This window comes from Vulcanithermus mediatlanticus (genome assembly GCF_055385885.1).
Genome location: NZ_AP042385.1, coordinates 945,603 through 963,769, shown reverse-complemented (window position 1 = coordinate 963,769; position 18,167 = coordinate 945,603). Strand labels below are relative to the sequence as shown.

17 protein-coding genes and 1 tRNA gene are annotated in these 18,167 nt (G+C 66.0%); 9 read left to right on the top strand and 9 right to left on the bottom strand.

Features of this window, described 5'->3' with window-relative positions; translation table 11 throughout:
- The first annotated feature begins 25 nt into the window (after window positions 1-25).
- Genes ACZ5BT_RS05885 through ACZ5BT_RS05860 form a run of 6 tightly spaced genes read left to right on the top strand, consistent with a single transcriptional unit; the run spans window position 26 to window position 7,687 of the window.
- Window positions 26-1,018 (top strand): LacI family DNA-binding transcriptional regulator, encoded by a 993-nt coding sequence (locus ACZ5BT_RS05885; protein WP_464885674.1) that lies wholly within the window; start codon window positions 26-28, stop codon window positions 1,016-1,018.
- Window positions 1,015-2,346, top strand: coding sequence for an ABC transporter substrate-binding protein (locus ACZ5BT_RS05880; protein ID WP_464885673.1), 1,332 nt, complete (start codon window positions 1,015-1,017; stop codon window positions 2,344-2,346). The genes ACZ5BT_RS05885 and ACZ5BT_RS05880 overlap by 4 nt, the downstream gene beginning before the upstream one ends.
- 47 nt (window positions 2,347-2,393) lie before the next feature.
- Window positions 2,394-3,650: a carbohydrate ABC transporter permease gene (locus ACZ5BT_RS05875; protein ID WP_464885672.1), complete on the top strand. Its 1,257-nt coding sequence runs from the start codon at window positions 2,394-2,396 to the stop codon at window positions 3,648-3,650.
- Complete coding sequence (locus ACZ5BT_RS05870; RefSeq protein ID WP_464885671.1) at window positions 3,647-4,873, top strand: carbohydrate ABC transporter permease; 1,227 nt, start codon at window positions 3,647-3,649, stop codon at window positions 4,871-4,873. Before ACZ5BT_RS05875 ends, ACZ5BT_RS05870 begins: the two co-directional genes overlap by 4 nt.
- Before the next feature lie 2 nt (window positions 4,874-4,875).
- A complete protein-coding gene (locus tag ACZ5BT_RS05865; RefSeq protein ID WP_464885670.1) occupies window positions 4,876-6,102 on the top strand; it encodes a glycosyltransferase family 4 protein in 1,227 nt (408 codons plus the stop codon).
- A complete protein-coding gene (locus ACZ5BT_RS05860) occupies window positions 6,077-7,687 on the top strand; it encodes an alpha-amylase family glycosyl hydrolase (RefSeq protein ID WP_464885669.1) in 1,611 nt (536 codons plus the stop codon). The genes ACZ5BT_RS05865 and ACZ5BT_RS05860 overlap by 26 nt, the downstream gene beginning before the upstream one ends.
- 117 nt (window positions 7,688-7,804) lie before the next feature.
- On the opposite strand, the gene ACZ5BT_RS05855 is transcribed toward ACZ5BT_RS05860, so the two are convergent.
- The 4 genes from ACZ5BT_RS05855 to ACZ5BT_RS05840 are packed head-to-tail and all read right to left on the bottom strand — an operon-like array spanning window position 7,805 to window position 11,764.
- Complete coding sequence (locus ACZ5BT_RS05855; protein WP_464885668.1) at window positions 7,805-8,356, bottom strand: cytochrome c oxidase subunit 3; 552 nt, start codon at window positions 8,354-8,356, stop codon at window positions 7,805-7,807.
- Window positions 8,356-10,176: a cytochrome c oxidase subunit I gene (locus ACZ5BT_RS05850; RefSeq protein ID WP_464885772.1), complete on the bottom strand. Its 1,821-nt coding sequence runs from the start codon at window positions 10,174-10,176 to the stop codon at window positions 8,356-8,358. The genes ACZ5BT_RS05855 and ACZ5BT_RS05850 overlap by 1 nt, the downstream gene beginning before the upstream one ends.
- A complete protein-coding gene (coxB, locus tag ACZ5BT_RS05845; protein WP_464885667.1) occupies window positions 10,176-10,955 on the bottom strand; it encodes a cytochrome c oxidase subunit II in 780 nt (259 codons plus the stop codon). Before coxB ends, ACZ5BT_RS05850 begins: the two co-directional genes overlap by 1 nt.
- Entirely contained in the window at window positions 10,955-11,764 is an 810-nt protein-coding gene (locus ACZ5BT_RS05840) for a hypothetical protein (RefSeq protein WP_464885666.1), read from the bottom strand. The genes coxB and ACZ5BT_RS05840 overlap by 1 nt, the downstream gene beginning before the upstream one ends.
- A 179-nt stretch (window positions 11,765-11,943) precedes the next feature.
- Here ACZ5BT_RS05840 and ACZ5BT_RS05835 point away from each other — a divergent pair, with 179 nt between their 5' ends.
- Both ACZ5BT_RS05835 and ACZ5BT_RS05830 read left to right on the top strand, forming a co-directional pair.
- The gene (locus tag ACZ5BT_RS05835; protein WP_464885665.1) at window positions 11,944-13,560 is read left to right on the top strand and encodes a sensor histidine kinase; all 1,617 of its coding nucleotides are present in this window, start codon (window positions 11,944-11,946) and stop codon (window positions 13,558-13,560) included.
- Window positions 13,557-14,171: a response regulator gene (locus ACZ5BT_RS05830; protein WP_464885664.1), complete on the top strand. Its 615-nt coding sequence runs from the start codon at window positions 13,557-13,559 to the stop codon at window positions 14,169-14,171. Before ACZ5BT_RS05835 ends, ACZ5BT_RS05830 begins: the two co-directional genes overlap by 4 nt.
- A gap of 366 nt (window positions 14,172-14,537) precedes the next feature.
- Here the strand turns inward: ACZ5BT_RS05830 and ACZ5BT_RS05825 are convergent, their stop codons facing one another.
- Complete coding sequence (locus ACZ5BT_RS05825) at window positions 14,538-14,966, bottom strand: PIN domain-containing protein (RefSeq protein ID WP_464885663.1); 429 nt, start codon at window positions 14,964-14,966, stop codon at window positions 14,538-14,540.
- Window positions 14,954-15,208 carry an AbrB/MazE/SpoVT family DNA-binding domain-containing protein gene (locus ACZ5BT_RS05820; RefSeq protein ID WP_464885662.1) on the bottom strand — a complete coding sequence of 85 codons (255 nt, stop codon included), beginning with the start codon at window positions 15,206-15,208 and terminating at the stop codon, window positions 14,954-14,956. The genes ACZ5BT_RS05825 and ACZ5BT_RS05820 overlap by 13 nt, the downstream gene beginning before the upstream one ends.
- Before the next feature lie 591 nt (window positions 15,209-15,799).
- Between ACZ5BT_RS05820 and ACZ5BT_RS05815 the strand changes: the two genes are divergently transcribed.
- The gene (locus ACZ5BT_RS05815) at window positions 15,800-16,474 is read left to right on the top strand and encodes a DUF5694 domain-containing protein (protein ID WP_464885661.1); all 675 of its coding nucleotides are present in this window, start codon (window positions 15,800-15,802) and stop codon (window positions 16,472-16,474) included.
- Here ACZ5BT_RS05815 and ACZ5BT_RS05810 read toward each other — a convergent pair.
- From ACZ5BT_RS05810 to ACZ5BT_RS05800, 3 genes are all read right to left on the bottom strand, one after another.
- Window positions 16,413-16,907 carry a ferritin gene (locus ACZ5BT_RS05810; RefSeq protein WP_464885660.1) on the bottom strand — a complete coding sequence of 165 codons (495 nt, stop codon included), beginning with the start codon at window positions 16,905-16,907 and terminating at the stop codon, window positions 16,413-16,415. The two genes, ACZ5BT_RS05815 and ACZ5BT_RS05810, sit on opposite strands and share 62 nt — an antisense overlap.
- Window positions 16,908-17,019: 112 nt before the next feature.
- Entirely contained in the window at window positions 17,020-18,000 is a 981-nt protein-coding gene (gene trxB / locus ACZ5BT_RS05805) for a thioredoxin-disulfide reductase (RefSeq protein ID WP_464885659.1), read from the bottom strand.
- 76 nt (window positions 18,001-18,076) lie between these two features.
- Window positions 18,077-18,152, bottom strand: a tRNA-Glu gene (locus tag ACZ5BT_RS05800).
- Window positions 18,153-18,167 lie beyond the last annotated feature (15 nt).

Sequence of the window (18,167 nt, the reverse complement as noted above, 5' to 3'; positions counted from 1 at the left end):
GTGTAAGCGCTTACACGAGGTAGGCATGGGCCGGATCACGATCTACGAGGTGGCAAAAAAGGCTGGAGTCTCGGTGGCCACGGTCTCCCGCGCCCTGAACGGGGGCCGGGTGGCCCCCGAAACCAAGGCCAAGGTCCTCGAGGCCATCCGGGCCCTCGGCTACCGCCCCGACCGCATGGCCCAGACCCTGGCCAGCGGCAAGAGCCGCACCGTCGGGGTGGTCATCCCCGACAGCACCGGCCCCCTCTACGGCCTGATGCTCCGCGGCCTCTCCGACGCCCTCCTCGAACACGGCTACGGCTACATCGGCACCGAAAGCCGGCGCGACCCCAGCCGTGAAGCGGCGCTGCTCGACGAGATGCTGGCCCGCAAGGTGGAGGCCCTGGTGCTCGTGGGCTCCGGGATCCCCGCCCCGGCCCTCAGCCAGCGCTTCCCCAAGCTGCCGCCAGCGGTGCTCATCGAACGCGAAGGGCAGGCAACCGCGCTCCCCACGTTCCAGATCGACAACGAAGCCGCCGCCTACCGGGCCACCCGACTGCTCCTCGAGGCCGGTCACACCCGGATCGCCCACATCCAGGGCCTTCGCCGCGCCGGGCGCGAACGCGAGCGGGGCTACCGGCGGGCACTCGCCGACGCCGGCGTGCCCCTGGGCCCCATGGCGCGGGGGGATTTCAGCGAAGAAGGCGGCTACCGCGCGATGCGCGCCCTCATCGAACACGAAACCTTCACCGCAGTCTTCGTAGCCAACGACCGCATGGCCCTCGGCGTGTATAAGGCGGCCTTTGAAGCCGGCCTGGCCATTCCCGACGACGTGAGCGTGGTGGGGTTTGACGACCTCGCCTTTGCCGCGTACCTGAACCCACCGCTCACCACCCTGCGCCAGCCCGCCTACCAACTGGGCCTCGAGGCCGGTCGGGCGGTGCTGGCCCTACTCGCCGGCAGGACGCCGGAAAGCAAGGTGCTCCCGTGCGAGCTCGTCGCTCGCGCGTCGGTGAAGCACAAAGGAGGTGTGGCATGAAGAAGTGGCTTTCGGTTTTCGGAATACTCGCGTTCTTCGGGCTGGGGTTTGCGCAGACCCTGACCCTTTGGACCACCGAGGAACAACCCAAACGCATGGAGGTTCAACGGCAAATCGCCGAGCGCTTTAAGGCCATGACCGGCATCACGGTGAAGATCGTGCCGGTTACGGAGAACCAGCTCGCCGAGCGGATCACCGCCGCCTTCGCCGCCGGCCAGCTCCCGGATCTGGTCTTCCACCCGGTGGACTACACCGTGGGCTGGGCGGCCGAAGGCATCCTGGACACCGAGGCGGCGACCGAGGTGGTGAGCGAACTCGGCGCCTCCACCTTCGCCCAAGGCGCCCTGGCGCTCGCCAGCTACCGGGGGAATTACACCGCGGTTCCCACCGACGGCTGGACCCAGCTCCTGCTCTATCGCCGCGACCTTATCAAGGCGAAGAGCCTGTCTGAGCCCAAGACCTTCGCCTCCATCCTGGCGGCGATCGAGGCCCTCCACAACCCGCCCGCCATGTACGGCTTCGTGGCCGCCACCGACCCCAGTCAGGTCTACTTCCAGCAGGTCTTCGAGCACATCGCGCTCGCCAACGGCGTGCGCCTGGTCGACGAAGCGGGGAACATCACCCTCAATACTCCGCAAATGGTAGAGACGCTGAGGTTTTATAAGAAGCTCGCCCAGGCCAGTCCCCCCGGCAACCTCTACTGGAAGCAGTCGCGCGAGCTCTACATGGCCGGCAAGGCGGCCCAGATCATCTGGTCGCCCTTCATCCTCGACGAGCTCGCCGGACTCCGCGACTCGGTGCCGGTGACCGCCTTCAACGATCCCACCACCGACGCCCTGGCCAGGGAAACCGGGTTCGTCGCCCGCCTGGTCGGTCCCAATAACCCCAAAGGCGCCTCCTACGCCCAGATCAGCTACATCGGCATCACCGCCGACGCCGACGTGGCGGCGGCCAAGAAGTTCGTGAAGTTCCTCCTCACCGACGCCTACCTCGACTGGCTCTCGATGGCCCCCGAGGGCAAGTTCCCGGTCCGCCGGGGCACGATGAGCGAACCGAACCGCTTCATCGACGGCTGGTCCAAGCTCAAGATCGGCGTGGACCGCAAGCGGCCGCTGGGTGAGATCTACCCGCCCGAGGTGGTGAAGAAGATCCTGGCCGGCCTCGAGGTCGCCGACCGCTGGGGCTTTAGCCGTGGATACGGCGAGCTGGTGGCCAAGGTCTACGGCGAGAAGGTGATCCCCAAGATCGTGCGCCGTTACCTCGACGGAGAACTCACCGCCGAAGCCGCGGCCGCGGAGATGCAACGCGCGGTGGAGGCCCTGAAGTAGTCCCGGATCGCCGGCCGGGCCTCCCCGGCCGGCGGATTCTTTGAGCTATGCGACGAAGCCTCAAAGCCCGCGAAGCCCGGCTCGCCTTCTACCTGCTCCTGCCGACGGTCACGATCGTTCTCCTCATCGTGATCTTCCCCGTCATCGCCAACTTCTGGATCGCCTTCAAGGACATCCGGCTCGGCGACCTGCGCGCTCCGAAGGCGGTGGTCCGCGAGCGAATTTTAAACGCGCCCACCGCCCCGGGCGAACAGCTCGTCGTCACCTACCGGGTGGAAAATCGCAGCAAAAACCCGATCGTCAGCACCACCATCCGCGATTCGATCCCGGCCGGACTCACCGCCCTCACCCTGCCGCCCGGATGCACCCTCGCCGCGGAGCGCCTCACTTGCCGCCTGGCGGGCCCAAAGCCCCGGCAGCGGGTGACCCTGACCGTGACCTTCTTGGCTCAAAAAGCCTACTTCGACGCCGGGCGCCCGAGCCCGCGCGCGAGTCGCCCTGCGGTCGAGACCCGGGCGCAAAATCCCCTCCTGGTCAAGCCCTGGACGGCGGGCAACCTCATCCGCGTCTTCCAGGACCCCGACTTCTGGCCCATGCTCTGGGTCACCCTGGCCTACACCGTCTTCGGCACCACCCTGTCCATTCTCCTCGGCCTTTTCGCCGCCCAACTCTTGGTGGTGCGCTTTTGGGGGCGAAACCTCTTCCGGGGCCTTTTCCTCTTTCCCTACGTGGCTCCGGTGATCGCGGTGGCCTTCGTCTGGGTCTTCCTCCTCGACCCCTTTTCCGGCACGGTGAATGCCCTTTTGCAAAAGTACGGGGCGACGAGCCAGCCGATCCCCTTTCTCTCGCAGCGCACCTGGGAGATCTCGGCCTTCGGGGCCAGCGTCCGTATTCCCCTGGCGCTCACCGCGGTGATCCTCTTCGAGGGCTGGCGCTATTTTCCCTTCGCTTTCCTCTTCATCCTGGCCCGGATGCAGGCGATGCCGGCGGTCCTCTTCGAGGCAGCCCGGGTCGACGGCGCCGGCCCCTGGCAGACCTTCCGTCACGTGACCCTGCCCCAGCTCCTGGGCATCCTCGGCACCCTCTTCCTCCTCCGTTTCATCTGGACCTTCAACAAGTTTGACGACATCTTCCTGCTCACCGGGGGTGCGGCGGGCACCGAGACCATCACCATCAAGGTCTACGACTACGCCTTCGCCCGGGCCGACCTCGGCCTCGGCGCCGCGCTGGCAGTGGTGCTCTTTTTCATCCTGGCCCTCTTTCTCAGCCTCTATTTCCGCTTCGCACCCAAGGGGGAGGTATGAGGGCCGGCTTCTGGGTTTTGCTCGGGGCCCTGGTCGGCGGGCTGGCCGCCACTTTGGCCTTTTTCGGTGCCTCGCTCGCGCTCGGGCTTTTCGCCGGGCTTACCACCGAGTTCCGCCTCGAGGCCGCCTTCGCGTTCGGCGCCCTGTTCGGGGCCGCGATCGCCAAAGTCCCCCCCATCGCGCGCCAGCATCCGGCAACGCTCATCCTCACCGCCCTGATCGGCGCCATCCTGGCCTGGCTGGCGGGCGAACGCCTCGGCCAGCCCGGGGGCATCTGGCTGATCCTCACCGGCGGGGCCAGCGGGGCGCTCTCCGCCTACGCCCTGCGCGACCTTCCCGGTGAACCCGGGGGCCGGGAGACCTATGAAACATTGGGACTTAAAGGGCTCCGGGCCCTCGGCTTTATGTTCTTCGTCTTCGTGGTGGTCTTTCCCTTCTGGGCCATGCTGGTGGCCTCGCTGAAACCCCGGGTCGAGTTCCTCGCTGACCCCGCCAACCTCTCGCTGCCCACCCATCTCTTCGCCAGCGGCCTCGGCGCCGGGCTGGCGAAGCTCCTCGAGGGCTACCGGGCGGTTCTCGTCGACTACAACTTCCTGCGCTACATCGCCAACACCGCCTACGTCTCGATCACGACCATGGTCCTGACCCTCATCCTCTCGGTGCTCGGGGCCTACGCCGTGGCCCGGCTCGAATTTCGCGGTCGCGCCCTCATGGAGCGGGCGGTGCTCCTCACCTACATGTTTCCGGCGATCGTCCTCGCCATCCCCCTCTACGTTGTCTTCACCCAGCTGGGGATGCGCAACACGCTTTCCGGCTTGATCATCGTCTACCTGGCCCAGACCCTGCCGGTGGCCCTCTACATGCTCCGGAGCTATTTCGAAACCATCCCCCAAAGCCTGGAGGAGGCGGGACTGATCGATGGATGCAGCCGCCTCGAGGTCATCTGGCGGATCACGCTGCCGCTTTCCCTTCCCGCACTGGCCTCGGTAGGACTCTACGTCTTCATGATCGCCTGGAACGAGTTCCTCTTCGCCTTCATGTTCCTCGACACCCCCGAGATCTTCACCCTCTCCCGGGGCATGGTGGCGCTCAACAACCAGGAGGTCCCTTACCAGTACCTCATGGCCGGGGCGGTGATCGTCACCGTGCCGGTGATGCTGCTCTTTTTCTGGTTCGAACGCTACCTGATCGGCGGGCTCACCGCCGGCGGGGTGAAGGGGTAGAGATGCGAATTCTGATGGCGGCGACACGCCTTGCTGGCAACGACGGGGTGAGCCTCGAGGCCGAGAAGGTGCGGCAGGTGCTCGAGGCGATGGGGCACGAGGTGATTCACCTGGCGGGGGAACTCTCGAACGACCGCGCGGGGTTTGAGGTTCCGGCGATGCACTTCCAGGACTCCGTGGCCCGCGAGTTCGCCGAGCGGGCCTTCGGCGAAGGGGGAGAGGACAGGGCGCTGGTGGCCGAGATCCTCGAGGCCGGCCGGGCGCTGGCCCGGGCCATGCGAAACGCCCTCGGCGACGATCGCCCCGATCTCATGCTGGTGCAAAACGCCTGGGCCATTCCCATGCACCTCCCCCTCGCCCCGGCACTGGTCGAGCTGGCGCGTTTGCTCGGCGTCCCGGCGATCAGCCACAACCACGACTACCCCTGGGAGCGAGAACGCTTTGCCCGCAACAAGGTACAGCCCCTGATCGAGGGCTTCTTTCCCCCACCGGGGCCAATCCAGCTCTCGATCAACACCCTGGCCCAGGCGGCGCTCCTCGCGCGGCGGGGCCTCAGCTCGCTGCTCTTGCCCAACGTCATGGACTTCGACCAGACCCCGCCCGCCGTCCGCAGCGACTTCAAAGCGGCGCTGGGCCTCTCCGGGCGCACCCTCCTCCTCCAGCCCACGCGGGTGGTGCCAAGGAAGCGCATCGAGCTGAGCATCGATCTGGCGGCGCGCCTCAAGGCCCTGGGGCATGACCCGGTGGTGCTGGTCACCCACCCCGCCGGCGACGAGGGCTACGCCTACAAAAACTGGCTCCAAGACGAGGCTCGGAAAAAGAACGTCGACCTTCGCTTCGCCGACGCCTGGGTCGGGGGCGAGCACGAGGAGCGACCTTTCCGCCTCTGGGACGCCTACCACCACGCCGACCTCGTCACCTACCCCAGCGCTTATGAGGGGTTTGGCAACGCCCTTTTGGAGGCGGTCTGGGCGAAAAAGCCGGTGCTGGTGGGACGCTATCCCGTCTACCTCGCCGACATCCAACCGCTCGGTTTTCGCTTTGTCGAGGTGTCGGAGCGCATCACCCCCCAAGTCGCCGAGCAGGTGGACGCGCTCCTCGCCGACCCCGGGTTGACCCGCGACTGGGTCGAGCACAACCACGCCCTGGCCAAACAACACTTCGGCTACCCGCGCCTCCGGCGCGTCCTGGAGGAGGCCATCGATGCCGCCCGCAGAAAAACGGCTTGAAAGACACCTTCGCTTCGTCTACCGGGATGCGGCGGCACCACTGGTCGCGGCGCTCCTTCCCGAACTGGAGGTCTTTCAAAAGGCCCACCCCCACCTCCAGGGCACCATCGAGGCTCTCGACCTCGAACCCGGCGAGGCCATGCTGATCGCCTACGGCGATCACGTCCGCGAACCCGGGAAGCCGGCGCTCCAAAGCCTGGCCGCGTTCATGGACCGCTGGCTCGACTGGATCCCCGACCTCCACCTGCTCCCCATCCACCCCTATTCCTCCGACGACGGCTTTTCGGTGATCGATTACCGGAAGGTCCGGGAAGATCTCGGTGGCTGGGGCGAAGTGCGCGCGCTCGCGGCCAGCCGGCGGCTGATGCTCGACGCGGTGATCAACCACGCCTCGCGCCAGGGGGTGTGGTTTGCCAAATTCCTGCGCGGCGAGCCGCCGTTTTCCCGTTTCTTCCTCGAGGACCCCGGCTTTGACACCTCGCGGGTGGTGCGCCCCCGGACCTCGCCGCTCTTTACCGAGATCGCCGGGCGCCGGATGTGGACCACCTTCGGCCCCGACCAGGTCGACCTCGACTACCGCAATCCCGAAGTCTTCCGCGAGATCCTCCGCCTGCTGCTCTTTTACGTCGATCAGGGGGCGACCTTTTTGCGCCTGGACGCGGTGGGGTTTTTGTGGAAGGCCCCGGGCCGCCCCTCGATCCACGAACCCGAGACCCACGCCCTGATCAAGGCCTTCCGCGCCGCGCTCGACATCGCCGCGCCCCAGGTCAAGCTGGTGAGCGAAACCAACGTGCCCCACCGGGAGAACGTCGCCTACTTTGGGGACGGCTACGACGAGGCCCAGCTGGTCTACAACTTCGCCCTACCGCCGCTCGTGCTCGACGCCTACGCCCGGGGCGACGCGCGCCGGCTGGCGCTTTGGGCCGCCGAGCTCAAAACCCCCTCGCCCCGAACCGCCTTCCTCAACTTCCTCGCTTCCCACGACGGCATCGGACTCCGCCCCGCCGAGGGCCTCATCCCGGAAGCGGACGTGGTCCGGCTGGTCGAGCGCACCCGGGCCCACGGCGGCGAGGTGAGCTACCGGCAGGCGGAAAAGGCCGAGGTTCCCTACGAGCTGAACCTCACCTGGTGGGACGCCCTCAACCCGCCCGGTGAGGACGAATCGACGGCCCTGAAGCGCCACCTCGGCTCACACCTCATCATGCTCGCGCTCCCCGGCCTGCCAGCGATCTACTTCCAGTCTTTGCTCGGGGCCGGCTCGTGGCACGAGGGCCACCGAACAAGCGGCATCAAGCGCCGGTTGAACCGGGAGAAGTTCGACCGTGGTCTCCTCGAGGCCAGACTGTCAAACCCCGGACACCGCTTCTCTCGCGTCCATCGCGGCTTTTCGCATCTCCTGACCCAGTTCCGACCCGCCACGAACGCCCCGCACACGGTCCTCGAACTCGACCCCCGCGTCTTCGCCGTGTGGCGCGATGGCTTTTTGGCCCTGGTCAACGTGTCGCCGGAGGCGGTGCCGCTGCCCGGGGTTTTGGGGGAAGGCAAGGAGCTCGGGCCCTACGACTTTGTCGTCCTCAAACCCTAAGGGTCACTCGCTCTCGTCCTCGGCCCTCGCTGCCCGCAAGAACCAAAGCGCAAACCCCAGGAAAACCAGCGCCGAAAAGCCCATCCAAAACGGCCACCACCCGATCATCAAAGCCTCCTAGATCACAAAGAACACCAGCAAAAAGGCGATCCACACCCAGGCCACAAACCCCCAGAACAAGACGCCGGCCTCGAGGACCCAGGCGTTACCCGCAGCGAGGCCATTGCGGCGGGTCTTCGACCACAGCGCGGTGAGCGCCAGCGCCCCGGCCAGCGCGTGCAGCAGGTGCATGGCCTCGGCCAGGTAATAGTGCGAGGCGAAAAGCCCGCTCGGGGCCAGGCCCACGGTTCGCAGGTCGACGATCAAAAGGAGTACCGCCACCCAGGCCAACAGCGCCCCCCATCCCTGAGCGGCCGCCGACCGGCCGAGCTCGCCCCGGCGCAGGGCAGAAAGCCCCCCGCGGGCCAAAAACCACCCCGCCCAGAGCACCGCCGCGATGGCCAGGGACAAGACCCCGAGCTCGAGGGGCGTGTCGGTCCCGGTGTAGAGAAATCGGGATGCGAACACGGTCACGAAGGCCACAGCCTCGGCGAAGATGATCAGCGCGAAGCTGCCCCGGTACATCCGGACCTCCCGCTCGCTGAGCGTGGCCGAAACATCCTGGTGCATCAGGCCTCCTCCTCTCCGTAGCGATAAAAGCTGCCTCGAACCACCGGCGTCGTCTCGAAGTTGTGATGGGGCGGCGGCGAACTGGTCTGCCACTCCAGGGTCTTACCGCCCCAGGGGTTAGCTGGCGCCTGCTCGCCCCAGATCCAGCTGTAGACGAGGTTTAAAAGATGAAGGAAAAATCCGATGCCCAGCAAAAACGCCCAGACGCTGATCCAGGTGTTGATGCCCTCGAGGTAGGGCAGGTACTCGGCGATCCGCCGGTTCATGCCCTCGATCCCGGCGATGTGCATGGGGAAAAAGGTCAGGTTGAAGGCGATGAAGACCCACCAGGCGGCGAGTTTGGCCAGCGACTCGTCGTACATCCTGCCCGCGAACTTGGGGAACCAGTAGTAAAGCCCGGCGAGCCAGGTGAAGACCATGCCGCCGATGATGGTGTAGTGGAAGTGGGCCACCACGAAGTAGGTGTCCTGGAGCATGAGGTCGGAGGGGACATCGGCGAGGAAGATGCCGGTGGTGCCCCCCATGAGGAAGTTGACCATGCTCATCAGCACCAGCAGCATGGGAGCGGCGAGGCGAATCCGCGCCCGCCAGAGCGTCGCCAGCGCTACCATGAAGACGAATCCGGTGGGGATCGAGATGAGCTCGGTGGTGCTCATGAAGGGAATGAGGCGGTCGCCGAGCCCGGTGGTGAACATGTGGTGGGTCCAGACCACCGAACTCAGGAAAGCCACCCCCAAAAATCCGCCCACCGCCCACCCGTAGCCGGCCAGGCTGCGCCGGCCGAACACCGGCAGGACCTCAAGCCAGATCGCCCAGGCGGTGAGGATGATGATGTAGACCTCGGGATGGCCGAAGAGCCAAAAGAGGTCCTGCCACACGAGCGGGATCCCCCCGACCTCGGGACGGAAAAAGCCGGTGGGGACGACGCGGTCGAAGACGCCCATCAGCATCGCGGTGCCGATCACCGGCACCCAGAGCAGATTCAAGAACGAAGTCGCCACCATGCCCCACACGAAAAGCGGCAGCCGGGAAAGGGTGAGTCCCGGGGCCCGTTTATACAGCACGGTGCCGATCACGTTGACCGCGGTGAGGAGCGACGAGATCCCGAGGGTGTAGGCGCCGAGGAAGTAGAGCACGCCCCCGGATGGCCCCTGGATCGAAAGCGGGGCATACCCCGTCCACCCGGCCTCACTGCCACCCAGAACCGGGCTCAGGGCCAGCGCCAGCACCCCGGGGATGACGAACCACCAGGAAAGGCCGTTGACGTAGGGGAAGGGCATGTCATCGCCGCCGACCATAAGGGGTACGAAGTAATTGCCGAACCCGCCCACGATGGCCACCACCGCCACCGCGAAGATCATCAGGCTCCCGTGAACCGCCACCAGCGAGTTATAGGTTTGGGGGCTGGAAAAGAAGTCCAGCGCCGGGCTCATCAGCTCGGCCCGCATGAGCATGGCCATGCCCCCGGCCAGGGCAAAGGCGAAGGCGCTGGCCCAGAGATACTGGATCCCGATCACCTTGTGGTCGGTGTTGAAGCGGAAATACCGGGCGATGCCCGTCCCCTCGTCGTAATCCGAGGCCAGGCCGAACCAGGGCTTGACCCAGGCTTCAAGCGCCCCGCCCCCCAGAATCCAGCCGACGAGGCCGAAAAGATACCCCACGGTCAACCCAAGATCACCGTACGGGCGCTGGCCAAAGACCAAGGCCACCAGGCCCGAACCGAGCAGAAAGCCGATACCGCCCCAGAAGAACGCCCGCAGCAAATAGGCGGTGGTTTCAAAAAACGAAGCCCTTGCGGGCCGAACCGGCTCGACCGCCATCACTCACCCTCCCTCGCCAAGGCCCGGGCCGGCAGCCCTCCTTGCGCTTTCACCCAGGCCAGAAACTCAGCCTCGGAGACCACCCGCACCGGTGCCCGCATCCAGGCGTGGCCCACACCGCAAAGTTCGGCGCACTGGACGCGGATCCGGGGATCTTCCTCGCTGCTGCCTTCCTCCGTCGGCGTGATGTAGAGCACGTTGGTGGTCCCGGGCACCGCGTCCACCTTGATGCGAAAGGCCGGCACCCAGAAACTGTGCAGCACGTCCCGCGAGCGCACCACGATCTTCGCCGTCTTGCCCCTCGGCAAAACCAGCTCCTCCTGGTCGGCCAAGCCGAGCTGGGGATAGCTGAACTTCCAACCCCACTGCAGCGCGGTGACCTCGACCACCAGGGGATCTTTCACCGCCGCCGACTTGGCGATCTCCTTCAGCCCGTAGACCCCGGGATAGATCACGAAGGTGACGTTGAGCAAGGCGCTGATCGTCACCCAAAGGCCAACGTAAAGGGGGTGGACCCGCCCGCCGACGCCCCTGCTTTCCTCGCCACTCGCCCGGAACCGCCACACCATGTAGACGATCGAGACCACGATCAAAACGAAGCCGGTCACCGCGAAATAGAGCAGGAAGAACACCGCCTTGTCGGAGACTTCGCCCTCGAGGGCATAGACCGGCGGGTAGCTGCGGATCATCCAGGGCACCAGGACCAAACTGGAAAAGGCCCCGAAGACGACCCACAAAAGGGCCAGGTTCCGCCAGTCGCGCGCCTGCTGCCGATCCATCAGTGCCCTCCTTCCCGGCCCACCACCTGCACCAGAGCCCGCATTCCGGCGATGTAGTGCGACCCCTCACCGGCAAAGCAACCGATCTCCCAAAGCCCGCCCTTTTCCGGGACGGTAAAGCGAATCGTCAGCGATCCCCCGGGGGCGATGAGGAACATGTTGTCGCCGCGCATCTCGTCCATCGACTTGGCGAGCTCTTCCCGCTCGGTCGCACTCACCCAGCGGCCGACGTACATCTGCATGGCCATGGCCATCCCACCCATGTCCATCGCGGCTGGGGGCTCGGTGTGGTCCCCCCCGCCCTCGGGCATCGCTTTCTCGCCGGGCATCGCCATGTCCGCGCCCGACATGCCGCCCATGGCCATGGGCTCGAGGTCGCCACCGAGGACCTCGAGATTCGGGGCCATGATCATCTTCACCCCCTTGGCGTCGAGCACCTCGATCCGGGTCGAACCGAAAAACGGCACGTTAAAGCCGTGCCCCGGCAGTACACCGAGCGGCCCGGAGCGCATGGCCGCCGCCTGACCGATCATGATCTCGTGCTCGTGCCCGGTTGGAGGAAGCGCGGCGTTGACGAGCTTGACGGTGATCGTCTCTCCGGCGCGCCACACCAGCCGCTTGGGGGCGAATCGGTAGTCCTCGAGGACGATCACCTGCACGCCCGGGGCCGCGAACGTCCGAAGCGGCGAGCGTACGCTGGCGATCCATGAGATCCCCACCACCAGTGCGAAAAAGAGCACGAAGCCGCCCCAAAGCGCGGGCGGGGCGCCCGGCGATCTCCTGACAGCGACGAACGAATCCTGACTCATGCGAGCATCCTCCCCATATCGATCGCGATCCTTTGCCCCCGTTTATATGAACGAGGCCGGCGAGCAACAATCGGCGGGAAGGGGGACATATGTCCCTCACTCGGTGGACAGATTCACTTCTCTATGCCGGCTAAGGGGTAGCGGGGCCGGGCCGGGCCGGCGTAGACTGGAGCCGAAGCATGGCCAGGGTGCACAAGCGAATCGCGACCCTGCGGACCCCGCTCGCCCTCGGGATGTCGCTGGTGGTGGCCGCCCATCACCTCGGCATCCAGCGCCTGCCGACCTCGCTCCACCTCGATTCAGAGCTCATCCTTTATGGGGTCGTGGGGCCGGCCGTGGCCTGGGTTTTGCTGGGCTGGCTCGCCAGCAGCGTCGAAACCGCCGAACGAGAGAGCGAGGCCCACGTTCGCCGCAACCACCAGATCGAGGCGCTCCACAGCGCGACCAGGCTTTTGGCCGGGGCCAGGCGCGTCGAAGACGTGGCCCGTTCGCTCGTGAACCTGGCGATCCAGCTGAGCGAGGCCCGCGGAGGGGCGCTGATCTGGTACGCCAGCGAATCCGGCGCACGCTGGGCGATCGCCGAGGGCAGCCTCGAGGGCTCGGCGGCGGTCGAAACCCAAATCGGTCAGGGACCGTGCCCCGACTGCGGCCAGCCCCGCTGCACGCTGGCACCTGGCTGGCGGTGCGTCCCCGTCACCTTGGGGCCCGAGGTCCTGGGGCTATTCTGGCTCGACCGCCCCAGCTGGGACCCCACCACCGAGCAGAGCCTGCGTGCGCTGGGCAGCGAGATCGCGCTGGCCTGGTGGGGGTACCAGGCCGAGGGACGCGCCCTCGCGGCCCTGCGAGACCTGGGCGCCGATTTCAGCGCCTCCGACGACTTCGGCCTCGCGGCCCGGCGATTCCTGGAGCGGGTGCTGCCGGCGCTGGGGGCCGGGGCGGCGACGCTCTACGCCCGGGATGAACGCGGGGTGAGGCCGCGGTTGGTGCTGGGGCACGAGGTTCCGCCCCCACCAGCCTTCCCCGGGGCCGCGGGCGGGCGGATCGTCTACCTCCCCGCCGGGCGGGATGGCGTGCTCGCCATCGCCTTTCCCGCGCCCTTTGCCCACAGGGGTCGAGATCAACAGCTCCTCGAGGTGGTCGCCACCCAGGTGGCGCTGCTTTTCCAGCTGGGCGATGCCGCTTCCCGCCTGGTGTGGCGCGAGCGCCACCGTATCGCCCGGGAACTGCACGACGGGCTGGCGCAAGACCTGGCGGCGCTCCACCTGACCTTCCGCCGTCTGGAGCGCCTCTACCCCGAGCTCGCCGACCTCGGCGAGATGGTCCTCACCATCTACGAGAAAACCCGGCAGGGCATCGAGGACCTCCAGATCGCGCCTCAGGCCGAGGAACACCCAGCCGAGTTTCTCAGCCGAGTCGTGACCACCCTGGCCCGGCGGGAAGGGCTCGTGGCCCGGTTTGATTCCCCTCCCGGCCTCGAGCTTCCCGCACAGGTCGTGGTGCAGCTGGCGCGGGTGCTCCAGGAAGCCCTGACCAATGCCACCCGTCACGGCAAGGCGCGACGGGTCGAGGTCGGCCTCAATCACAGCGGCAACGCCCTCCGGCTGGTGATCCGCGACGACGGCGTCGGCTTTGACCCCCGCCGCCTCGATCCCAAAGGCCACCACGGGCTCGCCATCATGCGCGAGCGCATCGAGGAGCTGGGGGGTGAGTTCTGGATCGAGAGCGCGCCGGGGCGGGGAACGACGCTCACAGCCAGGCTGCCCCTGAACCCCGTGGGGAGCGGGTCGGGACGATGATCCGGGTCATGGTGGTGGACGATCACGCACTCTTCCGGCGTGGGCTGGTGCGCGTCCTCGAGGACGAGGGGTTTGTTCTGGCGGCCGAGGCGGCGAGCGGCGAAGAGGCCCTCGAGCGCATCGAGGACCACCCCGTTGATGTGGTCCTGCTCGATCTGCACATGCCGGGGATGGGCGGGGTGGAAGCGACGCGCCGGCTCGCCGGCCAGGCCCGGGTTTTGGTGCTCACCGTCTCCGACGCCGACGACGACCTCTTCGCCGCCATCCGGGCCGGGGCCGCCGGCTACCTGACGAAGAGCGTCGAGCCGCAGCTCCTGGCCCAGGCCATCCGGCAGGTGGCGGCCGGGAAAGCGGTGCTCGACCCCGAGGTCACCGCGAAGGCCCTCGAGGCCATCCGGCAACACCCCCGCCCGAACCTGCCCCAGCTCAGCCGGCGCGAGCGTGAGGTGCTCTCCCTGATCGCCAAGGGGTACGCCAACCGGGCCATCGCCGAGGCGCTCGGGATCTCCGAACACACGGTGAAGACCTACATCCAGCGGCTCTACGAAAAGCTCGGCGTTGCGACCCGGGCCGAGGCGGCGGCGCTGGCCGCCGAGTACCGGATACGCTAAGTACCCCGCCGTGGCAAAAGCCACGGCGGGGGCCCCGGGCAAACGCAAACGACCGCCAATCTCGCACCGGCATGTTGAAAAACCGGTGGATGCTCACTTAGGTCCTGGACCGCATCCACAGCCACGATGGTCATTTGTTGCCTGGCTTCCACGAACAGCCGCCGATACTGAAACCGGGTGGACGGCCTCGAGGGGGTTTGTTTTCCTCGTGATCGACGACCCCCTTGGAGCCACCCTCTGGATCGCCCTCGGTCTCCTGATCGCCATGCGACGTCACGGGCTCCACTCCACTCAAAACAGGCGTTCATGAACGCGGCATCCCCCACCCCGCAGCTTGGTCGGTGATCTTTTCGAGCCCGGCGAGACTCACCGAAGTTCGTCCCCGGCTTCTTGTGGCGTCAAAAGATCAATTCCGGTCTTCGCAATCTTTCGATCGAAGCTGAGGACCCGTTTCCCCTCACACCGGGCCAGCTCGGCCAAAAAGACGTCGGGAAAATCCAGGCCGCTTTCGGGGTAAGCCTTGAGGGCGGCCAGGAGGGCCTTTTCCTCCCGAGGTGCAAAGGGCCGGGCCTCGAGGAGCAGAAGGATCTCCCCCGCCGCCTCCTTGGGGGAAAGCCCGTAGATCCGTCCCTCCAGCACGTAGATGGCCTCCGCCACGTGCATGGGATGGACTTCCACCTGCTCCCCGAGCTTTTCCGCTTCCAGAGCGAACGCGCGGGCTGCGCGGTACATGGGCTCAGGGTGCTTGGTGATCAGCCTGAGCAGGAAGTTGGCGTCGGCGATCACCGACCCCACTTCTTGCGGGCCTCCTCCCGCTCCGCTTCAACAAGCGCATCAAAACTCGGAAACTCCACCTTAGGGGCGTGGCCCGGAAGGGAGTCCAGGACCTCGCGCAACTTCCGCCGCAGGGGCACGAGCCGGATGGTGTCGCCCTCCACTTCCACCAGGAACTCATCTCCCGGCCTCAGCGCGAGGGCCTCCCGGACCGCCTTGGGCAAAACCAGCTGACCTTTGGTGGAGAGCCGGGTCAAGGGCATGGCTTAATCTTACCACAAGTAAGACGAAGCAGACCATGCTCAGAGGCGAGAGGTCCGCTCCTCGAAAACCCCGGCAAACCGCGCCGCGCACACACCACGCAGAAGACCTGGGTTGTTGACTGAATGGCTCATTCAACCACATTTCGTGCCCGTTCAGGTAAGCCACCGACAGCAACTCCCGATCAGGGCCGGGAGGGCGTGATCCATGACCGAACGAGAAGCTTCCCTTTTGGCAAGAATGAACCGAGATGCGCAAAGACTCACTGTGCGCCCCGTTCGAGGCACCGATCCCCCCTGCTGAGAGAACCAAGATCCTCGTATTGGGAACCATACATTTGGCGGAGTCCAGCGACTTGATTCAAACGGAAATACCGGAATTCGCCCGCGCCGCCCTGGCCCACTTGATCGACGTCCTGACCGAATTCGGGCCCGATTTTGTCGGCGTCGAGTGCGACCCTCCCGAAGAGATCGCCTGGATGGTCTGCATGCGAGGCCAAATGCACGTCGAGGCCACGGTACCCTTTGCAAAACTCGCGCATCTCATGCAGGCAAAGCTGGACATAGCGTGGGCTGAGGCGCAAGAGCAAGCGCATGGGCTTTTGGAATCACCGGAGCTGGATCCCTTATCAACGAACCAACATCGTTGCCCATTTGCTGGCCGCCTACGACTGGTACTCGGCCCTCTTGCACTGGTCGTACCTGCCTCAGGAATCGAGAAAGGCCTGCCAGAATCTACCAGAGACGGTTTGCAAGGCCCTGGAAAAGGGTCTCCGCTCAAAAAACGAATCCATCACCATCGGTCTGGCGCTGGCCCGGCGGCTGGGACACCGTCGGATTTATCCCATTGACAGCGGGATTCACGGGGACCTACCAACCCCAAGCCTGATGCCCGTATTCCAGGCTGAATTTGAGAAGAGTCCAGTAGTGCAATCTTTCCTCGACGAATTGCGGGCAAAAATCCGGGCCCAGGGGGAGCAGTTTGCCCGCAATGCGCAGCACGGTGACCTCCTGCCCTTTTTCCTGTCGTTGAATCGCCGTGAAGCTCTGGAAAACCTTCTGGAGCAATGGCGCCTGTTTTTCAAAACGAAGTTCGCCTCCGGGCTGGACCAGTACGCCCAAGATCAAGCTGATGCGGGAAATGCCCGGCCCGGGAAGTTCCGGGAAACCCCTTTGTATCAGCGCAGTGAAACGGGAGACGCTCGCTCTAAGCGCCGGCTTCCTCGCCGCCCCGCGCGGGCAAGAAGCTTTGCGCCTGGAAGAGGTTGAGGCCGGACTCCACGAGGTCCACCAGCTTTTGCATGCTGGATTCTTCCTCGATCTGCTCGTTCAAGAACCACTCGATGAGTGGCACCGCGCGGAAGTCCTGCGCTTTGAGGGCGATCTCCATCATCCGCTCGAACTGGGCGGTGACCGACCGCTCGGCCTCGAGGGCACTCCTGACCGCCTCGAGGGCGCTCTCGAAATCGGGGGCCGCCGCCCGGGCTTCGGGGATGCGCGGGGCCACGTCGTTGTCGAGCAAAAAGCGGACGATCTTCATCGCGTGAGCACGCTCTTCCTCGGCCTGGGCGAAGAAAAATGCGGCCCAACCGTCGAGCGAGCGGCTTTCGAAATACACCGCGATGGCCAGGTAATGGTTGTGGGCGCTGAATTCGTGCCCGATCTGGGCCTCGAGGGCCTGGGTAAGTTCCTGACTGAGCATGGCTTTATTGTACCCAAAGCGAGCAGGGGCCAGGCCGAACCTGACCCCCGACCTCCGCCACGGTGGTGTTTTTCGCCGGGGCCCCACCGTGGCGACAGCCACGGTGGGGTACCTATGCCGGGGCCCCGGCCTCCTCGCGCTCGGCCAGGTACTTCTCCGCGGTCATCGCCGCCCGCGTCCCCGCGCCCACGCTGGTGGCGAGCTGCTTGTAGATCGGGTCGGCCACATCGCCAGCGGCGAAGATGCCGGGCACCGAGGTCAAAACCTCGTCCTTCACCGCGATGTACCCGTCGGGCCTGAGCTCGACGACCCCTTTGAGGAAGCCGGTGTTGGGCACCGACCCCACGAAGATGAACACCCCGTCGGTGGGATAGACGTATTCCTCACCGGTCTTGAGGTTCTTGACCCGGACTCCGGTCACCTGGTCCTCGCCCAGGACCTCGGTCACCACGTGGCTCCACAGGAACTCGATCTTGGGGTTGGCGAAGGCGCGGGCCTGGGCGACCTTGTTGGCCCGGAGCTCGTCACGGCGGTGGATGATGGTCACCTTCTTGGCGAACTTGGTGAGATAGATGCCCTCCTCGACCGCGGCGTCGCCCCCGCCGACCACCACCACCTCCTTATCACGGTAGAAGAAGCCGTCGCAGGTGGCGCAGGTGGATACCCCGCGGCCGTAGAACTTATCTTCGCCCGGAACCCCGAGCTTTTTGGGGTTCGCCCCAGTGGCCACGATCACCGCCTTGGCCCGGTAGTCGCGCTCAAAGCCCTTGACCACGAAACCATCGGCGGTGACCTCGAGGCCGGTGACCTCGTCCATCACGATCTCGGCGCCGAACTTCCGCGCCTGTTCCGCCATGCGGTTGGCGAGCTCGGGGCCCTGGATGCCCTCGGGGAAGCCCGGGTAGTTTTCGACCTCTTCCGTCTGCGCGATCTGCCCCCCGGGCAGACCCTTCTCGATGATGACCGTCTTCAAATCCGCACGGCCGGTGTAGATGCCCGCGGTCAACCCCGCCGGCCCTCCGCCGATGATCACCACATCGAACGTATCGTCGTTCTTGCTCGATCCGCCCAGTTCTCCAATTTTGAATTCCATCGTCGTCCCCCCAAATACCTTCCCCGAGTATACCGCTCGGGTTTCAAGAAGACGAGGTCCGAGTCGCGCCCATCCCTGGTGACCCCAGGGGGATTCGAACCCCCGTCTCCGCCGTGAGAGGGCGGTATCCTAGGCCACTAGACGATGGGGCCAGAATGCGACTCGGA